Annotated in this window: 12 protein-coding genes; 2 read left to right on the top strand and 10 right to left on the bottom strand. The window is 65.8% G+C overall.

Annotation, left to right across the window (positions count from 1 at the left end; translation table 11 throughout):
• Positions 1-22: 22 nt before the first annotated feature.
• Positions 23-7,234: a Calx-beta domain-containing protein gene (locus tag FRZ44_RS10920; protein WP_151177212.1), complete on the top strand. Its 7,212-nt coding sequence runs from the start codon at positions 23-25 to the stop codon at positions 7,232-7,234.
• A 155-nt stretch (positions 7,235-7,389) separates the two neighbouring features.
• Positions 7,390-8,472 (top strand): AraC-like transcriptional regulator QhpR, encoded by a 1,083-nt coding sequence (qhpR, locus tag FRZ44_RS10915; RefSeq protein ID WP_151177211.1) that lies wholly within the window; start codon positions 7,390-7,392, stop codon positions 8,470-8,472.
• 30 nt (positions 8,473-8,502) lie between these two features.
• Here qhpR and FRZ44_RS10910 read toward each other — a convergent pair whose 3' ends face one another.
• From FRZ44_RS10910 to FRZ44_RS10865, 10 genes are all read right to left on the bottom strand, one after another.
• A complete protein-coding gene (locus tag FRZ44_RS10910) occupies positions 8,503-9,132 on the bottom strand; it encodes a microcompartment protein (RefSeq protein ID WP_151177210.1) in 630 nt (209 codons plus the stop codon).
• 79 nt (positions 9,133-9,211) lie between these two features.
• Positions 9,212-9,490, bottom strand: coding sequence for a BMC domain-containing protein (locus FRZ44_RS10905; protein WP_151177209.1), 279 nt, complete (start codon positions 9,488-9,490; stop codon positions 9,212-9,214).
• A gap of 39 nt (positions 9,491-9,529) precedes the next feature.
• Positions 9,530-9,799, bottom strand: a complete 270-nt coding sequence (locus FRZ44_RS10900) for a EutN/CcmL family microcompartment protein (RefSeq protein WP_151177208.1) — start codon at positions 9,797-9,799, stop codon at positions 9,530-9,532.
• Complete coding sequence (locus FRZ44_RS10895) at positions 9,799-10,347, bottom strand: hypothetical protein (RefSeq protein ID WP_151177207.1); 549 nt, start codon at positions 10,345-10,347, stop codon at positions 9,799-9,801. The genes FRZ44_RS10900 and FRZ44_RS10895 overlap by 1 nt, the downstream gene beginning before the upstream one ends.
• Entirely contained in the window at positions 10,344-10,949 is a 606-nt protein-coding gene (locus FRZ44_RS10890) for a BMC domain-containing protein (RefSeq protein ID WP_151177206.1), read from the bottom strand. The genes FRZ44_RS10895 and FRZ44_RS10890 overlap by 4 nt, the downstream gene beginning before the upstream one ends.
• 3 nt (positions 10,950-10,952) lie before the next feature.
• Positions 10,953-12,557: an aldehyde dehydrogenase family protein gene (locus FRZ44_RS10885; protein ID WP_225308649.1), complete on the bottom strand. Its 1,605-nt coding sequence runs from the start codon at positions 12,555-12,557 to the stop codon at positions 10,953-10,955.
• An 8-nt stretch (positions 12,558-12,565) separates the two neighbouring features.
• Complete coding sequence (locus FRZ44_RS10880; RefSeq protein WP_151177205.1) at positions 12,566-13,858, bottom strand: class-III pyridoxal-phosphate-dependent aminotransferase; 1,293 nt, start codon at positions 13,856-13,858, stop codon at positions 12,566-12,568.
• Positions 13,859-14,145: 287 nt separating this feature from the next.
• Positions 14,146-14,934 carry a 3-oxoacyl-ACP reductase FabG gene (gene fabG, locus FRZ44_RS10875; protein WP_151177204.1) on the bottom strand — a complete coding sequence of 263 codons (789 nt, stop codon included), beginning with the start codon at positions 14,932-14,934 and terminating at the stop codon, positions 14,146-14,148.
• Positions 14,935-14,986: 52 nt separating this feature from the next.
• Positions 14,987-15,994, bottom strand: a complete 1,008-nt coding sequence (locus tag FRZ44_RS10870; RefSeq protein WP_151177203.1) for a phosphotransferase enzyme family protein — start codon at positions 15,992-15,994, stop codon at positions 14,987-14,989.
• A gap of 165 nt (positions 15,995-16,159) precedes the next feature.
• Positions 16,160-18,742 carry an ATP-binding protein gene (locus FRZ44_RS10865; RefSeq protein ID WP_151177202.1) on the bottom strand — a complete coding sequence of 861 codons (2,583 nt, stop codon included), beginning with the start codon at positions 18,740-18,742 and terminating at the stop codon, positions 16,160-16,162.
• Between the last annotated feature and the right edge of the window lie 53 nt (positions 18,743-18,795).

The raw sequence follows: 18,795 nt of genomic DNA, 5'->3' as shown, positions 1-18,795 counted from the left end.
GCGGTTCGGAGGGGCCGCCATCATGGCGAACGTCGATCACGACACGACCCACAGTTCTGCCGTGGCGGCAGAACCGGGAACGGTCCAAGTGGCCCAAGCCAGCGGCGAACCGATCGGCCAGATCAGTTCGGCTGAGCAGGCCGTGCATGTGACGCATGCCGATGGTAGCAGCGATGATCTCGGCGTCGGAGGGCAAATTTATGCCAACGACGTAATTAGCACGGCACCGGACGGCGCGGTCGGCATCACCTTCGTCGACGGCACGCAGTTCTCGCTCGGCGGCGGCGCCGAGATGAAGATCGACAAGCTGATCTACGATCCCTCCGGCAGCGACAATTCGCTGGCGCTGAACGTCGTCCAGGGCGCCTTCGTGTTCGTCACCGGCGGCATCGCGGGCGCGCCCGGCGAAGGCATGACGGTGGGCACGCCCGCCGGCAGCATCGGCGTGCGCGGAACCAGCGTCGGCGGCCATTACGGCGAAGGCCCCGAGGGCTGGGTCATCGCCCTCCTCAAGGACGCCGACGGCCATGTCGGCAAGGTCGTCGTCTATAACGGCAAGGGCGAGGTGGTCCTCGACCAGGTGTTCCAGTCGACCACACTGATCGATTTCAACACGCCGCCGGCCACGCCCCATATCTTGACGAAAAACGAGATCGAAGGACTGTTCGGCAAGCCGCTCGAGAACTTGCCCGACATCCAGCTGGAAAACGAGCTCCTCGACAAGCATGGCGAGCTCGACATCAATACCGCAGCGGGCGGCGGCAACTCTGGCGGGCCGAATCACGGCTCGCATTTCTTCACTCCGACCGGTTTCGGGGATTTTGATTTCGGCCTGCTCGGTCTCGTATTGCCGCCGAGCACGTTGGACGAGACCCAGCTCGGCTACAACACCTTCGGCAATGACGAGAAAAATCCCAACGACAAGCAGTTCGAAGGGGGACCGCCCCTATTCGGTCTTGCGCTGGGCGGCGGCCACTTGCCGGAGAATTCGCCGGACGGGACGATTGCGGGATTCGTGGCCGCCATCGTCGGCGGCCCACCCAACGCGACCTATACCTACAGCCTGCTCGATCAGCACGGAAACCAGACCCTTCAGATCTTCTCCGCCCGCAGCTTCGCCTTGTTCGCGGAGCCGGAGCCTGCTTTCACGATCGACCCGAACACCGGCGTCATCACCGTCAACAACTCGGCGTTGCTCGATTTCGAGACCACGCCCGGCTTCACCATGACGGTTCATGCCCAGAACAATTTCGGGCAATCGGTCAATGTGCCGTTCGAGATCGATCTCGAAGACGAGAACGACAATCCGCCGGTCATCGATCCGCTGGGTCCCGTCGATCTTCCCGAGAACAGTCCCGCGGGCACCGTGGTCGCCACCGTCACCGCGACCGATGCCGACACCACTGGCGGGCCGACACAGTTCAGCATCGTGGCGTCGAGCGATCCGAACGGCTGGTTCGCGATCAATCCCGAGACCGGCGAGATCACACTCACCGCGGCTGGTGCCGCCTCTCCCCTGCTCGATTTCGAGAGCGGCATCCATACCACCACGATCCAGGTCGCCGCGACCGACGGTACCAATGCGGCAACGCCGATCGATGTCGAGATCGACGTCACCGACCTGCTCGAACCGGTCTGGTCGATCTCCGGCGCCTCGGAAGTGACGGAAGGCGGAACGGCAGCTTACTTCGTCTCCTATAGCGGCGCGGTGCTGGCCCCGGGCCAGATCCTGACCGTCGAGGTCGCGCCCGGCAGCGGCACCGCGATCTCCGGCACCGATTTCGTCGGCGACAGCATCACCCTCACCTTCACCGGCGGCGGCGAGACCAGCCAGTCGATCGGCGTCAGCACGATCGACGACACCATCATCGAGGGCACCGAGAATTTCTCGGTCACGATCTCGAATCCGAATGCCGGCACCATCGCGACGCCGAGCGACAACACGACGCTGCTCGATAATCAGGAGCCCCTGGTTTGGGACGTGACCGGTAATTCCGCCGGCACCGAAGGAACGGTTGCGACCTACACGGTCTCCTATAGCGGCGCCACGCTGGCCGACGGCGTTTCGGTCACGGTCACGGTCTCCTCCCATTCCGGCTCCGCCACGCAGGATCAGGATTTCGGCGGCGTCGATCAGGTCCTGACCTTCACCGGCGGCGAGGCCACGAGCCAGACGATCACCGTCTCCCTGCTGGCCGACAGCACGGTCGAGGATCCGGAGAACTTCACGGTCAGCCTGTCGAGCGACACCGGCGATACGGGCGAGGCCACCACCACGACGGTCATCGACGATCCCTCGCAGCCGATCGCCTGGAGCCTCGCGGGCACCGATACGGTCGAGGAAGGCGGGACCGCGGTCTATACGGTCTCCTATCTCGGCGGTCCGATCGCGCTCGGCGCCACCGCCACGGTGACGATAGCCTCCAGCTCCGGCAGCGCCCAGGACGGCGAGGATTTCTCCAGCCTGGCGACGGTTCTCACCTTCGTGGGCGGCGATCCCACCAGCCAGACTGTCGGCGTCGCGGCGATCGCCGACACGATCGTCGAGGGCACCGAGGATTTCTCGGTTGCCATCACCGGCGTCAGCGGCGGCTCGGTCGACAGCGGCACCGTTGCGACCGAGATCGTCGATCAGAGCAGCGGTCCGACCTGGAGCATCGACGGTGACAGCAGCGTCGCCGAGGGCGATGCGGCGACCTACACGGTGAGCTATGGCGATGCGAGCCTGGCGGCGGGCCAGACCGTGCTGGTCACCGTCGACACGGCATCGGGCTCGGCCGGCGAAGGCAGCGATTTCGATGGCGAGCATGTCGTCCTGACCTTCACCGGCGGCGGCGAGAGCGCCCAGACCCTGTCGGTCCAGACGCAGTCCGACACGCAAGTCGAAGGCACAGAGGATTTCTCTATCGGTATCACGCCCTCCCTGGGCGGCACCGGCACCGGCTCCGTCACCACCGAGATCCTCGATCAGACCACCGGCCCGACCTGGAGCCTCTCGGGCGACGGCAGCGTCGCCGAAGGTTCCGACGCCACCTATACCGTCAGCTACAGCGACGCTGCCCTGGCGACAGGCCAGACGGCCTTCGTCACGGTCGACACAACGCCGGGCACGGCTGCCGAGGGCGGCGAAGGCGGCGACTATCAGGGTGAGCATGTCGTCCTGACTTTCGTCGGTGGCGGCGAGACCTCGCAAACCCTGTCCGTCCACGCGCAATCCGATACCGTCATCGAAGGCACCGAGGATTTCTCGGTCGGCATCGCGCCGTCCCTCGGAGGCATCGGGACCGGCACGGTGACGACGAGCATCGTCGACCAGAGCAGCGGTCCGACCTGGAGCATCGCTGGCGACAGCTCGGTCTCGGAAGGCGGCAACGCGCTTTACACGGTGAGCTACACCGGCGCCACGCTGGCGACTGGCCAGACCGCGTTCGTCACGATCCAGACCCAGGGCGGGACGGCGACCGAAGGCACCGACTTCGACAGCCGCGACGGCACCATCCTGACCTTTACGGGCGGCGGGGGCACGTCGCAGACGCTGACGGTTCATGCCGACAGCGACACGGTGATCGAGGGCACGGAGAATTATTCGGTCCAGATCGCCAGCCCGACGCTGGGCGCGATCGGGACCGGCACGGCGACGACGAGCATCGTCGACCAGAGCAGCGGTCCGGTGTGGAACATCCAGGGCGACAGCTCGGTCTCGGAAGGCGGCAACGCGCTTTACACGGTGAGCTACACCGGCGCCACGCTGGCGACTGGCCAGACCGCCTTCGTCACGATTCAGACCCAGGGCGGGACAGCGGCCGAAGGCACCGACTTCGACAGCCGCGACGGCACCATCCTGACCTTCGTCGGCGGCGGCGGCACGTCGCAGACGCTGACGGTTCATGCCGACAGCGACACGGTGATCGAGGGCACGGAGAACTATTCGGTCCAGATCGCCAGCCCGACGCTGGGCGCGATCGGGACCGGCACGGCGGCGACGAGCATCGTCGACCAGAGCAGCGGTCCGACCTGGAGCATCGCTGGTGACAGCTCGGTCTCGGAAGGCGGCAACGCGCTTTACACGGTGTCCTACACCGGCGCGACGCTGGCTACCGGCCAGACCGCCTTCGTCACGATCCAGACCCAGGGCGGGACGGCGACCGAAGGCACCGACTTCGACAGCCGCGACGGCACCATCCTGACTTTTACGGGCGGCGGGGGCACGTCGCAGACACTGACCATCCATGCCGACAGCGACACGGTGATCGAGGGCACGGAGAACTATTCGGTCCAGATCGCCAGCCCGACGCTGGGTACGATCGGGACCGGCACGGCGGCGACGAGCATCGTCGACCAGAGCAGCGGTCCGGTGTGGAGCATCGCCGGCGACAGCTCGGTCAATGAGGGCGGCAACGCTCTCTACACGGTGTCCTACACCGGCGCGACGCTGGCCGCGGGCCAGACCGCCTTCGTGACGATCCAGACCCAGGGCGGGACGGCGACCGAAGGCACCGACTTCGACAGCCGCGACGGCACCATCCTGACCTTCGTCGGCGGCGGCGGCACCTCGCAGACGCTGACGGTTCATGCCGACAGCGACACCGTGATCGAAGGGACCGAGAGCTACTCGGTCCAGATCGCCAGTTCGACGCTGGGCGCGATCGGGACCGGCACGGCGACGACGAGCATCGTCGACCAGAGCACCGGGCCGGTGTGGAACATCCAGGGCGACAGCTCGGTCAACGAGGGCAATGATGCCCTCTATACGGTGAGCTACAATGGCGCCACCTTGGCGCCCGGTCAGACCGCCTTCGTCACGATCCAGACGAATTCTGGAACCGCAACTGAAGGCACAGACTTCGACAGCCGCGACAATGCGATCCTGACCTTTACAGGCGGCGGTGGCAGCGCCCAGACGCTCGTCATTCACACGATTCAAGACACGGTTCCGGAAGATAACGAGAACTATTCGGTGACGATCTCGCCCTCTCGCGGTGCAACCGGGACGGCTACCGCCACGACCAATATCATCGACGATGACGACTCCGATCGCCTGCTGGTCGGTAGTGACAGCGCCAATGCGGGCCCCGGCACGGCCGACGTCAGCAGCACGTCGCCCTACGCGAACCTGATCCTGCAGGGCGGAACGGGGCAGGATGTCCTCATTGGCGACAGCGGCGGCGCGACACACTTGCCCGGCGGCCTGCTCTATGAAGACCAGAATGGCGTCGCCGTCCTGGACAAGTCCGGCAGCGTCGCCGACAGCAACAACGTGCAGCTCGCCAAGGCCGTCGTCCTGTCGCTGGCGCAGAAATACGCGACCTACGCCCACGATGCCTTTCTTGCCGGCCAGGAAGTGACCGTCAAGTTCACCGTCGTTCCCTTCAACGGCGCCGCCGGTACGCCGATTACGGTGACCGCCAACGATTTAGGCGATCTGGTCCAGACCAGCCCCGGCGTCTGGCAATTCGCCACATTGGTCACCGCGGTCAACGCCATCAGTGCGTCGGGCAACACCGATTTCCAGGATGCCCTGATTGCCGCGCGCAACCTGTTCCTCGCCGACAGCGGCCTCGCCAGTTCGGCCAATTATGCGCCGCTCGCCGGCTTCGACGGCAACAACAAGCTGTTCTTCATTTCGGATGGCGCTCCGACCGAGCAGGCGAGCACCTTCCAGAATTATGATTCGCCGACGGGCAGCAGCGGGCTCGATTACTGGCGTGGCGTCTGGACCGCGCTCGGAGTCGAGGCGCATGCGATCGGCGTCGGCCTGACCGCTCAAAGCGGCGACTTCGCCAATCTCCAGAAGATCGACAATAGCGGCGGTGCCGAGATCGTCACGGCCGCCGACCAGGTGGGCTTCGCGCTGGAGGGAACCTTCCAGCCTGGCGCCGATATCCCCGACGCTGTCGGCGGCGACAGCCTCAGCGGCGGCAACGGCCAGGACATCATCTTCGGCGATGTCGTCAACACCGACCATCTCGATGCCTCCACGGTGACCGGCGAAGGCTATGACGCGCTCTTCGCGCAGATCCAATCCGATCTGGGCCATGCGCCGAACGACCAGGAAGTGCTGAGCTATATCCGCACCCATCTGGACGTGCTCTACGAGGATAATGACCCCCGGGGTGCCGCGGACCATATCGACGCGGGTGCCGGCGACGACACGGTCTTCGCGCAGGGCGGCAACGACACCGTCGTCGGCGGCACGGGCGCCGATCTTCTCGATGGCGGCACCGGCAACGACCGGATCGTGGCCGATGCGGTCGCGGGGACGCCCGACGGGGCGGTCGACACGCTGATCGGCGGCATGGGCAGCGACATCCTGGTCGGGGCCGACGGCGAGCCGGATTACTTCCAGTGGAAGGCCGGCCATCGCGGGGCCGAGGGCACCACCGGCCTGCATGCGCAGTCGGGGACCACCTTCAGCGAGGGATCGGGCGAGATCACCGTCACCACGACGCTCGACGATCCGCACAACATCCACTACTTCACTTTTGAGGTGACCGGCACCGAGGCGCAGGCCCTGACCATCGACCTCAAGAGCCTGAGCGGCAACATCAACACGCAGATCTATTTGTTCCAGGACAGCAACGGGAACGGGCTGGTCGGGAGCAGTGCGGCCGACCCGTTGATCAGCGCCAACAACGACGACAGCGGGCTCTATGGCATCGCCAGCGACGGCAGCAGCAACGGCAATGATTCCTTCATCGTCCAGGGCCAGTTGGCGCCTGGCAAATATATCCTCGCCATCGGCGACAGCACCCTCACCGAGACCGAGGCGCGCAGCAACGACAGCGTCAACGGCAACAGCAACAATGGCAGCGGCAGCGGCCAGTATCAGCTCACGATCACGGGCCAGAATGTGGACCTGACCGGCGGCCACGGCCTCGCGCAGGGCTTCATTCCCGATCCCAACGACGATACCGATACGGTGCAGGGCTTCCAGATCGGCGGCCCGGTCGGGAGCCGGGACGTGCTCGATTTCAGCGATCTGCTGTCCGGCGCTCCCCACACCGGCGCCGGCGCCACCGCGGCCAACCTGTCGTCCTATTTCGACGTCTCTTTCAGCGGCGGCAACACGATCCTCTCCGTCGACTATAACGGTGCCGCGGGTCCGGCCGGCTCCGGCTTCGATCCGCAGCTTCACGTGGTGCTGCAGGGCGTTTCGCAGGGCTCCTGGGGCGGCACGCAGGACGAGACCCAGGTGCTCACCACGCTCCTGGCCAACGGGCAATTGACGACCTGACCGTCGCGGTCGGCGCGGAGTTTTCCACAGGCTGAGGATCGTTCCGGGAAGGACGCCGGGCGGCTGCGCTTGTGGCCCCCTCTCCCTATGGTCTTTAATTCCCTGGCGCCGGCGCATCACCGCTGGCGGCACCTCTGCTGGAGCCGGGAGGAATCATGGGCGTCGTTTTGCCGGAAGGTTCGCCGGGCATCGGAGCCGGGCCGCAGATCCTCGCATCCGCCGCCAACGGCATCGCGGAGCTGATCGCCACCCTCGGCGGAGATGCCGGACGCGTCTTCGAGACCGTCCATGTCGATGCCCACAGCCTCGACAGCCCCTTCAACGAGCTGAGCCTGGCGCAATATTGCCAGCTCTTCGAAGAGGCCGCCCGCCACACCCGCTACGACAATTTCGGCCTGCGCTTCGGTTATGGCTTCAAGCCCAAGCAGCTGGGCGCGATCGGCTATCTGGCCGTCAACTCGCCCACCCTCGCCGCCGCGCTGCGGAATTTCTGCCGCTATTTCCCCGCCCATCAGCAGAACACGACCATGACGCTGCGCGAGGAGCGCGACCTGGTCTATCTCGATTACCGCATCGAGGACGGCCGGATCAGCCGGCGCCGCCAGGATGCGGAGCTGTCGATCGGCATGTTCTGCAACATCTTCTGGCATGCGCTGGGCCGCAACTGGCGGCCGCTCGAGATCCATTTCGAGCATCCCCGGCCGCCGGAGCCGCGCGAACATGAGGCGTTGTTCGATACGCCGATCTATTTCTCGCAGCCCTTCAACTCGGTCGTGTTCCGCCGCAGCGATCTCGACTGCGTGATGCCGGAGCCGGACTCATCCCTGTTCTCGCTGCTCGAACCTTTCATGAGCGGCCGTTGCCGGCGCGCGCGGCCCGACGACCTGGTGGCGCTGGTGCGCCAGAAGATCGAGATCCAGCTGCAGCACGGCAATCCCAGCATCAAGAAGGTGGCAACCGAGCTCGGCTTGACGAGCTGGACGCTGCATCGCCGCCTTCACGACCTCGATGTCAATTTCAACGATCTGGTGCGCGGCTCGCGGCGCGATCTGGCGCTGCGCTATGTGGCGGAGCCCCATATCCCCCTGACCGAGGTCGCCTTCCTGCTCGGATATTCCGAGCTCAGCGCCTTCAGCCGCGCCTTCCGGCAATGGACCGGCATGGCGCCGGCCCATTACCGGCGCCAATGCGCCCTCACCCGCCGGCTGGAGCGGTCCTCCGCCGCGATCCGGAACTGAGATTTCGCGGATCGAGACCTCGACAAGCCATTAATGGCTGCGGCCTTCGATCGCCTGGAGCACCTCGGCGATCCGGTCTCGCGCCCGGACGACACCCGCGGTCGGCCCGCTGATATAGAGGCGCCCGGCGGCCCCGATCATCTGCACATTCACCAACGTGTTCTCGGGCGCCACTTTCTCCGCCTCGTTGGCGGCGACCGCGGCGAACAAGGCTGGCACCATTTCGCAGACGAGCAGAGTCTCGCCCGGCATCACCATCGAGGCCTCGCGATTCCGGTTGATGATGACCGCATGCTGGTCGGTGATGTCCTCGATCACGTCGGTGTAGAGAACCCGCGGCCGGAGCTGATCGGCGGATTTCGATTTGATCCCCTCGAGGATCGCCTGCCCCGCCCGCTTCAGCGCCGCCAGGTCGCTGGAATGCAGCTCCAGCACGCCGAACTGCCGCTCGACGAAGAGGATGCCGGGCTCGACATCAGGCACCGATTTGAGCGCCAGGTCGATTACCCGCTCGATCGCCAGTCCCGGCGCCACCTCGATGATCAACGAATGCTGACCCTGGACGGGCGGGTAGCCTCGCGCCCGCGTGGGCGAGCTCAGATAGGCTGCGAACTGCGGCTGGAGATTCTCCACCATCAGATAGACGCGCAATTCCGTCATCGTCAGCGGGCCCGTCCGCAGGTTCCGTCACTCCCCCGGCCAGCCGGCCGGGGGCTCGATCCGCCGTCGGCGATCCGGGTTATTTCGGCACCGAGGTGAAGTGCTTGATCAGGTCCGGATGCGGCCGCGGGATCACATGCACCGAGATCAGCTCGCCAACGGTGTTGGCGGCCTCGGAACCGGCCTCGGTCGCGGCCTTCACGGCGCCGACATCGCCATTGATGATCACGGCCACCAGCCCGTCGCCGACCTGCTCGCGGCCGACGATCACCACATTGGCGGCTTTGACCATGGCATCCGCCGCGGCCAGGGCCGCGACATAACCCTTCGTCTCGATCATTCCAATTGCGTTCGACATCGTTCTCTCCTTGCTCGATGGATAGCGGTTCAAATCAATCTATTTGGCGTTCTTGCCATTCTTCGACGGCTCGTCGATCGAGCCGATGATCAGCGCGTCCAGCGGGGGCGCCTTGCCGGGGAACCAGGCGGCCGCGACCGAGCCGGTGGATACCAGCACGCGCTCGCCGATGCCGCAGCCCAGCACGTCGAAGGCGACCAGGCGGGTCCCCTTCCCGTCGTCGAGCTCGACCTCCAGCATGGCGCCGCTGGGAATCTCCTTCAGGCGCTTGGTTGACCAGACATTGCCTTTGACCGTCGCGCGCAACATCAGACGTCCCTCTCGATCTGCACACCCAACTGCCGCGCCTTGTCGCGCGCCAGCGGCGTGACCACCACGCCTCGGCCGATGACCAGCCGCGCGCCTGCCTTGGCGGCGTCGACCACCGTGTTCTCCTTGACGACACCCTTGGCGATCTTCTCGACTGCACCCGCCGGACGGCCGGAAGACGCCGCAGACGACGAGGACGAGAACCGCTTCAGCCGGAAGGCATGACGACCGGATTTCACGGCCTCGCGCGTCGCCGGATTCTCCAGGAGATGCACGATCCGGCGCACGAACTGGGCCAGCTCCTGGTCGCTCTGGAGCGAGACTTCCTCTCCGGCGCTCTGGCGGGCCTGAGAGGGTGATGCGCCCGGCGCGGGCGTTTTGGCAGCCGGCTCGGCCCGAGCCGGCGCCGGCGCGTTCGCCACGACCTTCTGCGCGGCGGCCTTCGCCGCAGCGCTGCCCTTGATCGCCTCGGGCAGGGCGTCGCGCAACACCTCGCGAACCATCCGGCGCATCGCCTCGCGATCCAGGCCCGATTTCCGATCGCTCACTGCAATGCCTCCAACGCCTGCTGGGCGGCGATCGAGGCCGCCCGCACATTGTCCTCGGTGCCGCTGAGATAGACCCGGCCGGTAGCACCCATCATCCGGTAGTCGATGACCTTGATGTCCGCCGCCTTCTCCGCCTCGTTGGTGGCGAGGATGGCGTAGGCCGCCGGCTGCATCTCCAGCACGAACAGGGATTCGCCCGGCAGGATCATCGAGCCCAGCTTGTTCCGGTTGATCAGGAAGGCATGGAGATGATCGATGCGGGTGATGATCTTGGAGGCCAGGATCTGCGGCTTGGTCGCCTTGTCTGCCGTGGTGTCGAGGAACTCGAGCACCGCCTGGCTGGCGGCCCGGACCGCTGCGGTCGAGCGCGAATGGATCTCCAGATAGCCGAACTGGCGTTCGACCACGAGGATGCCGCTCTGCACCTCGGCATGTTTCAGGGCCACGTCGGTGATTGGCTCGATATCGAGCCCCGGCGCCACTTCGATGATCTGCGCCGCCATGTTGGTGCGCGGCAGGCTCCCGCGGATCCAGCTGCCGAGATAGCACATGGTGCGCGGCTGCAACTGGTCGATGAAGATGAAGGAGCGCAACTCGGCCATGGATCAGGAACCCATGAAGAGGCTGCGCAACTCTTCGATGATGACCTGGCGGATCTCTTCCCGCATCTCGCCGAGATCGTCGCCGCTGCCGCCCTGGCGGGGTGCCGGCATCGCCAGCCCTTCCGTCCCGTCCGGCGCCTGCACGTCCCAGGGCTCGAGATGCGTATAGTCGCCGAAGACCTCGCTCGCGTCCTTGTTGTAGGCGATGCGGGTCCAGTGCACGAGATGCTGCGGCCCGACATTCTCCCCGATGGAGCTGCGCCCAAAGAAGCCGGTTCCGATCGTCATGGTCGGCGCGAGATTGGTGTCGAACCCCGCCGCCCCCTGGCTGCAAGGCGCATTGACCACGACGCGAAGCACATTGACGGCCATGGTGAAGGCCAGGACGGTCCGCGAATCCTTGCTGTGGATCGCGGCCGAATGGCCGCCGCCGCTATAGCGCAACAAGGCCCGCGCCGCCTCGACCCCACGCTGCGCGTTGGGCACCCTCAGGAAGCCCAGCACGGGGCAGAGCTTCTCGCGCGCGAAGACCTCCTCCGGCATCGGCAGATCGAAGGGCGCCAGAAGTATCCTGGTTTTTGCGGGCGCACGAATGCCGGCTTCCCCGGCGATCGTGTTCGCATCCCGGCCCAGCGCCCGGAGATTGAACTTTCCGCCCGGGAAGAGATAGGCGCGAAGCCGCTCGGTCTCCTCCTCAGAGCAGAGATAGGCCCCCTCGTTCTGCATATGCCGCAGCAGCTTGTCGGCGATGGCCGCTTCGGCGATCAGCACCGACTCGTTGGTGCAGAGCACCGAATTGTCGAAGGACTTGCTGACGACGATGCGCTTGGCGGCCTTGGCCAGGTCGGCCGTCGCATCGACCAGCACCGGGACATTGCTGGGCCCGACGCCGATCGCGGGATTGCCCGAGGAATAGGCCGCGCGGACCATGGGCGAGCCGCCGGTCGCCAGGATCACGTCCGTGCGCGGATCGGCCATCAGGGCCGTGACCAGGGGGATGCTGGGTTCGTCGATCACCTGCACCACGCCGTCGGGCGCGCCCGCGGCCATGGCGGCTTCCGCCATGCAGCGCACCGCATCGGCGCAGCAGGCCTTGGCCATGGGATGCGGGCTGACGATGATCGCGTTGCGGCTGAGCAGCGCAATCATGATCTTGAAGAAGACGGTGGAAACCGGATTGGTCGACGGCGTCAGCGCGAACACCACGCCCGCCGGCCGCGCCACTTCCACGATCTTGCGCTCGGCGTCGATCTTGAGGCCGGTCAGCGGTTCGTCGCGGTAGTAGTCGTAGATGCCGCGGCTGCAAAGCTCGTTCTTGATCTTCTTGTGCTCGACGACGCCGAAGCCGGTCTCCTTGACCACCCACTCCGCATAATGCTGGGCCTTGGCGAAGCCGGCATCGGCGGCGGCCTTGGCGATCCGCAAGGTGCTGTCCCGGTCGAGCCGGGCGAAAGCGGCCGCGGCCCAGCGGCCCCGCTCCAGCATCATGCCGGCGCGCGCAAGGCGGGCTTCGTCCTTCATGGTCTCGCTGGCGCTGGCGGCCTTGATCACCAGATCGGGCGGGCCGCCGGGCGCCTTTTCGTCCGTCCGTCGCTGCATCCGTGACATGGCCGAGCTCACGCTGCCGCCCGCTTGCCCTTGAGGCCGAGAACCTCGGCCCGGGCCTGCGCGATCGAGACCTCGACGCGATCCATCAGCTCCTCGCTCAGATCGCGCGTCAGCAGGAGACCCGGTTTGAACTGGAGCACCCGCGGATCGAGGGTCGAGAAGATCGCCCAGACGCCGTTCCGGTAGAGCGCCTTCATCACATACATGGCGCCCTTGGGATGGTCGAACTCGAGCCCCATCACCACGCCGTTCTGGCGGATGCCGACGAAGAAATCGCCATAGATCGCCTTGATCTGCTCGAGCCGCCGCCCGATCAGGCTGGAGATGTAATTCACCATCGAGCGCACTTCGGGACGGTTGCAGATCTCGAGCACCTTGATCGCCACGATGCAACCGAGCTCGGCGCCACCCATGGTGGACATATGGCCGAAGCCATCCTTGTGCAGCCAGGCGCCGGACTCCTCGGTGACGACCACGCAGCCGATCGGATACATGCCGCCGCAGATACCCTTTCCGGTGACCAGGATGTCGGGCTCGACGCCGTATTTGTAGCAGCCCCACATCTCGCCGGTGCGCATCAGGCCGGTCTGCACCTCGTCGGCGATGTAGAGCGCGTCATATTTCTCGCAGAGGCGCTTGACGCCCGTCAGATAGCCTTCCTTCGGCATCGGGAAGCCGTAGGTCGCGGGGATCGTCTCCATGATGACGGCGGCGACATCGCGCTTGCGCAGCGCATCCTCCATCGCCGTCAGATCGTTGAACGGCACCTGGATGAATTCGTCGGGCCGATCGGACAGGAACAGCTCGGAGAAGCGCTGGTCGCCGGCACAGACGGCGAGGCCGGTATGGCCGTGATAGGCCTTGATGACCGAGACGATCTTGCGGCGCTGCTTGGCATGGCGCGCCGACTTGATGGCGATGTCGATCGCCTCGCCGCCGCCGCTGCCATAGATCACATACTGCATGTTGGGCGCGCAGGTCTTGAGCAGCGCCTCGGCCAGCGCCGTGCGCGCCAGGCTCGGGAAATGATGGTTGCCCATGTCGAAATGCTTCATCGCCAGCTCGATGGTGGCGATGAGCTCGGGATTGCGATGGCCGAGGCTGTAGGTGCCGCCGTTCAGGTGAACGTCGATCAGCCGCTTGCCGCTCATGTCCCAGAGGAAATATTCCTCACGGCGATCGATCACGAGATCGACGCCGAAATCCTGCCAGGACTGGGTCTTTCCCGGATTCCAGAAGCTCTTCGATTTCTCGATGAACTCTTCCTTGGAGTCGTAGGAGAAGAAGCCGTAGTCGTACATCGCGCGCGCTCCCTCGGGGACTCTTCCCCGCCGGCAGGACCGGAAGCGTCGGAATCGCCGGCGACGGGTGGGAGGCAAGATGCGCCGCATCGGTTCGCGGCGGCTTGACAGCAACCGGTGCCGCTTTTGACAGCGGCTGCGACGCTGCCAATTTTGTTAGATTGCTATCAAACGCTTTTGCGCGGGACCGTCATCGAGCGGCAATGAAAAGGGCCCCGGCCGAATCCGAAGATCCGGCGCGGAGCCCCTGGGCCGAGCGCGGCCGCCGCCGACGCTCAACCGATCTCTCAGGAAACGGCCATTTCCTCCAGCGCCATCAGGGATTCCGGAAGGATCTGCCCGCCATCGATGATGATGGTCTGCCCTGTGATATAAGCGGCTTCGTCGGAGGCGAGGAAGAGCGCCGCGTAGGCGATGTCCTCGACCGAGCCCAATCGGCCCTGTGGCACCGAATCGCTCATCTTCTTCGCGTATTCCGGCCCCATGCTGTCCAACCCCTCGGTCCGGATATTGCCCGGCAACACCGCATTGACCGTGATCTTCAAGGGTGCCAGTTCAATCGCGGCCGTGCGCATGAAGCCGAGCTGACCCGCCTTCGAGGCGCCGTAGTGGGTCCAGCCGGGATAGCCCGTGATCGGGCCGGTGATCGAGGAGGTGATCACGATCCGGCCCTGCCCCTTGCGCTTCATCGCCGGCAGGCAGGCCTTGATCGCGAGGAAGGTGCCTTTGAGATTGACGCCGATCACATTGTCGAAATCCTCGGCTGTCATGTCCTTGATCTTGGCGGCCGGAAAGATCCCGGCATTGGTGCAGAGGATGTCGATCCCGCCATGACGCGAGAGAGCGGCCTCGGCCATCTTCTCCATGTCGGCGGGCTTGGAGACGTCGCCGGCGAAGGCCGCTGCCGTACCGCCGGCACGCTTGATCTCGTCGGCGGCCTTCTCCGCCTCGGCCAGGTGGCGCGAAACCACCAGCACCTTGCCGCCCTTGCTGGCGAAGACGCGGGCGATGCCCTTGCCGATGCCCTTGCTGGCGCCGGTAACGACGACGGAACGTCCTGCGATCGAAGTCAGCATGTTCATTTCCTCCCATGGCCCGCAGGGTTCGTCCCTGCGATCGATTTCGGTGTCAGGCGAAACGGCTGAGATATCGCTCCGCCAGGCGGCAACTTCCCTGCGTATAGGGTGCGCCCAGGCTCTTGGCGAGGTCGGTCTCGGCATGCGATCCGATCCAGGCCACCAGCAGCAGGCGGCGGAACATGATGAAGGTCGGAATCTCGGCCTCCTCCTCGCGCGAGAGCCGGATCACCTTGCTGTATCCCCTGAGCCAGGACTGAACCAGGTCGGGCACGTCCGGACGATGCTCGATGAAGCTCAACGCCGTGCCGAGGTCGTAGAGATACCAGCTGATGCCGCAATCGTCGAAATCGATGACCTTGGTGCGGGTCCCGTCGATCAGAAGATTGGCCAGACGGATGTCGGCGTGACAAAGCCCGAAGCGCTCGCGCGATTTGCCGAAGCGCTCGAGGCGCCGCCCGATGGTCTTTTCCATCCGACCCAGGATCTCCAGGGTCGGCTTGTCCACGCCGAAACTGTCCTGCCAGCGGCCCCAGGTCGGGTTGGCGCCGAAGGCGGTCTCGAAATCCCAGACATGGCGGGTGAAGCCCGGCGGAAGCGCCCAGCCGGCGGCATGGCGGTGCATCCGGGCCGAGACCTCGCCCAACCGCTCGAACGGGCCCAGCAGCTCATCCTCGGCCGGCTCCTTGCCGTCGAGGAAGGTAAACATCACGGCGTGGCGCGGATGGTCCAGCTCGGGGCTGCGCAAGATCTGGATGATCGAGCCATCCTTGGCCGGGATGGTCTCGGGCGTCTCCACCCCCGCCTCGCGGCGCAACGCCTCCATCCATTGCAGTTCGGACCGGATCGCGTCCTGACTGTGGTAGCCGACGCGGTGGACCCGCAGGATCGACCGCCCGCCGCTGGCCGGGTCGTCGACCCGGTAGGTCACATTCTCGGAATGATTGATCATGGTCGCGCGGGCGGAGGGCGAAAGCCCCCAGAGCGGGAGCGATCGTTCCACCATTCGTCCGATCCGTGCCAGCAGCTCCGTCGCCGGCAGCACTTCCGTCGTCGCCATGCCCGATCCCCCGGCCGTCGTCCGGCAGAGCCGTCTGCCTCCACTCTTAGAGGGAGGTTGCCAGGGGCACTTGACCGCAGATGGCGCCAATTTGACAAGCGGGTTGCAGGGCCGGGCGCTCCCAGGGCGTCCACGGCGGCGCCTGACGGGAGGGGCCCTCCGGGATCAGCCCGCTTGATCCAGGACGGCGCGCAATTGCCGGGCCAGCTCCTCGCGACGGTAGGGTTTGGTGAGAATCGGCACGACGAAACCGGGCTCGAGCTCGCGTTCCTTGGCGCTCATGGCGCCGGGGAATCCGGAGGTGAGCAGGAGCTTCGCGCCCGGGCGGCGGCGGCGGAACTCCCGCACCAGATCGAGGCCGCTGACATGGCCGCTCATCACCACATCCGAGAAGACCAGATCGATCTTTTCCGGGCCGTTGGCGATCTCGAGAGCCTGGGCGCCGTCGGCGGCCTCGATAACCCGGTAGCCGAGATCGCGAAGCTGGCTGACCACGAGGCGGCGCAACTCGAGATTGTCCTCGACGACCAGCACCGTCTCGTGAACCTGGACCGCCGAGGGCGGCGGCGCGGAAACGCCGGTCTCCCTGAATTTTCCGCTCAGGCGCGGCAGGTAGAGACGGATCGTGGTGCCGCGGCCGACCTCGCTATAGATCTTCATATGGCCCGAGGATTGCTTGACGAAGCCATAGACCATCGCCAGCCCCAGGCCGGTACCCTTTCCTTCCTTCTTGGTCGTGAAGAAAGGTTCCGCGGCATGGGCCAGCACGTCCGGCGGCATGCCATGGCCGCTGTCGGTCACCTCGATGACGACATAATCGCCCGCCAGAAGCCCCGGTTCGCGGGACGCGTAATCCTTGTCGAGACGCGTGTTGCGGGTCTGGATCAGCAGGCGCCCGCCCGACGGCATCGCATCGCGCGCGTTGATGGCGAGATTCGTGAGCGCGCTTTCAAGCTGCACGGCATCGATATTGACCGGCCATAGATCGGCCTGCAGTTCCCTCTCCACGGCGATCGTTTCGCCGAGGGAATGCTCGAGCAACTCGCAGACATTGCCGATGAGCTGGTTGACGTCGACCCGTGCCGGCTCCAGCGGCTGACGCCGCGCGAAGGCCAGGAGCGCGCGGGTCAGATCGGCGCCGCGCAACGCCGCCCGCAGCGCACCCTCGAGCAATCTCGCATTCCGGCTCTCGGCGCTGAACGCGGCGCCGATCAGGTCCAGATTGCCGATGACGACCGCCAGAAGATTGTTGAAGTCGTGCGCGACGCCGCCGGTCAGCTGGCCCACGGCCTCCATCTTCTGCGCCTGACGAAGCTGATCCTCGAGCAAGATCACCTCGGTCACATCGCTGACGACGTAGACCGCGCCGGGCTGTTCGTCTTCGTCGCTGGTCAATGTCGCCGATCGCACGGAGACGTCACGGCGGCGCCGGTCATGCGTCACCAGGCTCGCCGTGCCGTCGATCATTCGGCCTTCGGCAATGGCGCGCCCCAGATCCGGCGCATCCGTCTCGTCATGCGTCGTCGCCGGCGGGCTGTAGGGCTTGCCCACGGCATCGACCGCCGGGATGCCGAAAAGCCGCTCCGCCGCCATGTTCCAGACGGTGACCGCATGCCGGTTGTCGATGCAGACGATGGCCGCGGGCGAAGATTGAATGACGGCTTCCAGCTCGCGATGGGTCCGGCGCAGCCTGGCGTCGCTCACGCTCACGGCGACCGTCAAGGCGTCGCGGCGACGCAAGGAGCGCCGCACATAGCTGGTCGCCGCCGCGGTCAGGACCAGGCCGGCGAAAAGGAACAGCCAGGGACCCGGCGTGCGATTGGATTGCACCTCGGCCGGAAGGAACTGGAACAGCAGATAGGCGTTGACCCCCGGCCCTTCGACCCGCTTGGCGATCACCATGCCATCGAGATCGCTCGGCCGCACCGTGCCGACCTCCATGATGAAATGCTGGGTCGCCGGATCGAAGCGGGTAAAATACTGGCGTGCCTCGTTTGCGGGCCAAGGCTGCTCGGAAATATAGACCACCTCGGTCAGGCGGGGCGTGCCCTTGATCGCGTTCTCCAAGACATCGTGCAACGAGAAAGACGCGCCGACGACGCCGGCGATGTTGGCTTGCCGATCGGCGATCGTGCTGGGAACGCGGCCGCCCCGATAGACGGGGGCCGCGAACATAATCTCGGTGGCCCGTTCATCGGGCCAGCCCACGCCGCGATAGGGACGGGAAACGCGGACAGCGCCGCTGAACCAGGCGCGGATCAGGACCTCGCGGATCGCGGCCTGGGCATCGGCATCGAGCGCCGGCGGCCTGTCCGAGTCCGATGCGTCGCCGGGGATGTATCGCAGCGGCGTCTGAAAACCGGGATCCGAGGTCGGGGTGGATGCTTCGACAGGACCCGGCTGGGCCGAGAGATAAGGCCACCAGTAATAGGCGCGGGGCTTGTTGTCGATGTAGTTGCCGCGAATGCTCGCCCAGCGCGCGAAGATGGCGCCATCCAGCGGCTTGCCGTCGGAACGCTCGGTCGCGAGAAAGGTCGCAAAGGCTCCGACCGGCGATCCGACCGCCCGCAATTTCGATTCCAGATCCTTGGCGCGCCATTCCGCGCGATAATCGAGCGCCAGATGGAGCCGCTCGCCCTCCCCGTCATAGAACAGGTAGGCCCCTGCCGCCGATGCCAGCAGGCCCAGAAACACCGTCAGCATGATCGGCATCCAACGGCCGAGCCGGGTGCCGGGAGGAGCTTTCATCGCCTGTCCTCACGAACGGACATGCCGATCCGCTTCCGCCGCGATGCCGCCCG

It is taken from the genome of Hypericibacter terrae (genome assembly GCF_008728855.1).
GTDB classification, from domain to species: domain Bacteria; phylum Pseudomonadota; class Alphaproteobacteria; order Dongiales; family Dongiaceae; genus Hypericibacter; species Hypericibacter terrae.
The sequence above is the reverse complement of the archived record's forward strand: the minus strand, read 5'-3'. Positions and strand labels throughout refer to the sequence as shown.

Excerpts from the sequence above, each read along its gene's own strand:
- FRZ44_RS10920 (WP_151177212.1), top strand. The coding sequence starts at position 23 with ATGGCGAACGTCGATCACGACACGACCCACAGTTCTGCCGTGGCGGCA.
- qhpR (WP_151177211.1), top strand. The coding sequence starts at position 7,390 with ATGGGCGTCGTTTTGCCGGAAGGTTCGCCGGGCATCGGAGCCGGGCCG.
- FRZ44_RS10910 (WP_151177210.1), bottom strand. The coding sequence starts at position 9,132 with ATGACGGAATTGCGCGTCTATCTGATGGTGGAGAATCTCCAGCCGCAG.
- FRZ44_RS10905 (WP_151177209.1), bottom strand. The coding sequence starts at position 9,490 with ATGTCGAACGCAATTGGAATGATCGAGACGAAGGGTTATGTCGCGGCC.
- FRZ44_RS10900 (WP_151177208.1), bottom strand. The coding sequence starts at position 9,799 with ATGTTGCGCGCGACGGTCAAAGGCAATGTCTGGTCAACCAAGCGCCTG.
- FRZ44_RS10890 (WP_151177206.1), bottom strand. The coding sequence starts at position 10,949 with ATGGCCGAGTTGCGCTCCTTCATCTTCATCGACCAGTTGCAGCCGCGC.
- FRZ44_RS10885 (WP_225308649.1), bottom strand. The coding sequence starts at position 12,557 with ATGTCACGGATGCAGCGACGGACGGACGAAAAGGCGCCCGGCGGCCCG.
- FRZ44_RS10880 (WP_151177205.1), bottom strand. The coding sequence starts at position 13,858 with ATGTACGACTACGGCTTCTTCTCCTACGACTCCAAGGAAGAGTTCATC.
- fabG (WP_151177204.1), bottom strand. The coding sequence starts at position 14,934 with ATGCTGACTTCGATCGCAGGACGTTCCGTCGTCGTTACCGGCGCCAGC.
- FRZ44_RS10870 (WP_151177203.1), bottom strand. The coding sequence starts at position 15,994 with ATGGCGACGACGGAAGTGCTGCCGGCGACGGAGCTGCTGGCACGGATC.
- FRZ44_RS10865 (WP_151177202.1), bottom strand. The coding sequence starts at position 18,742 with ATGAAAGCTCCTCCCGGCACCCGGCTCGGCCGTTGGATGCCGATCATG.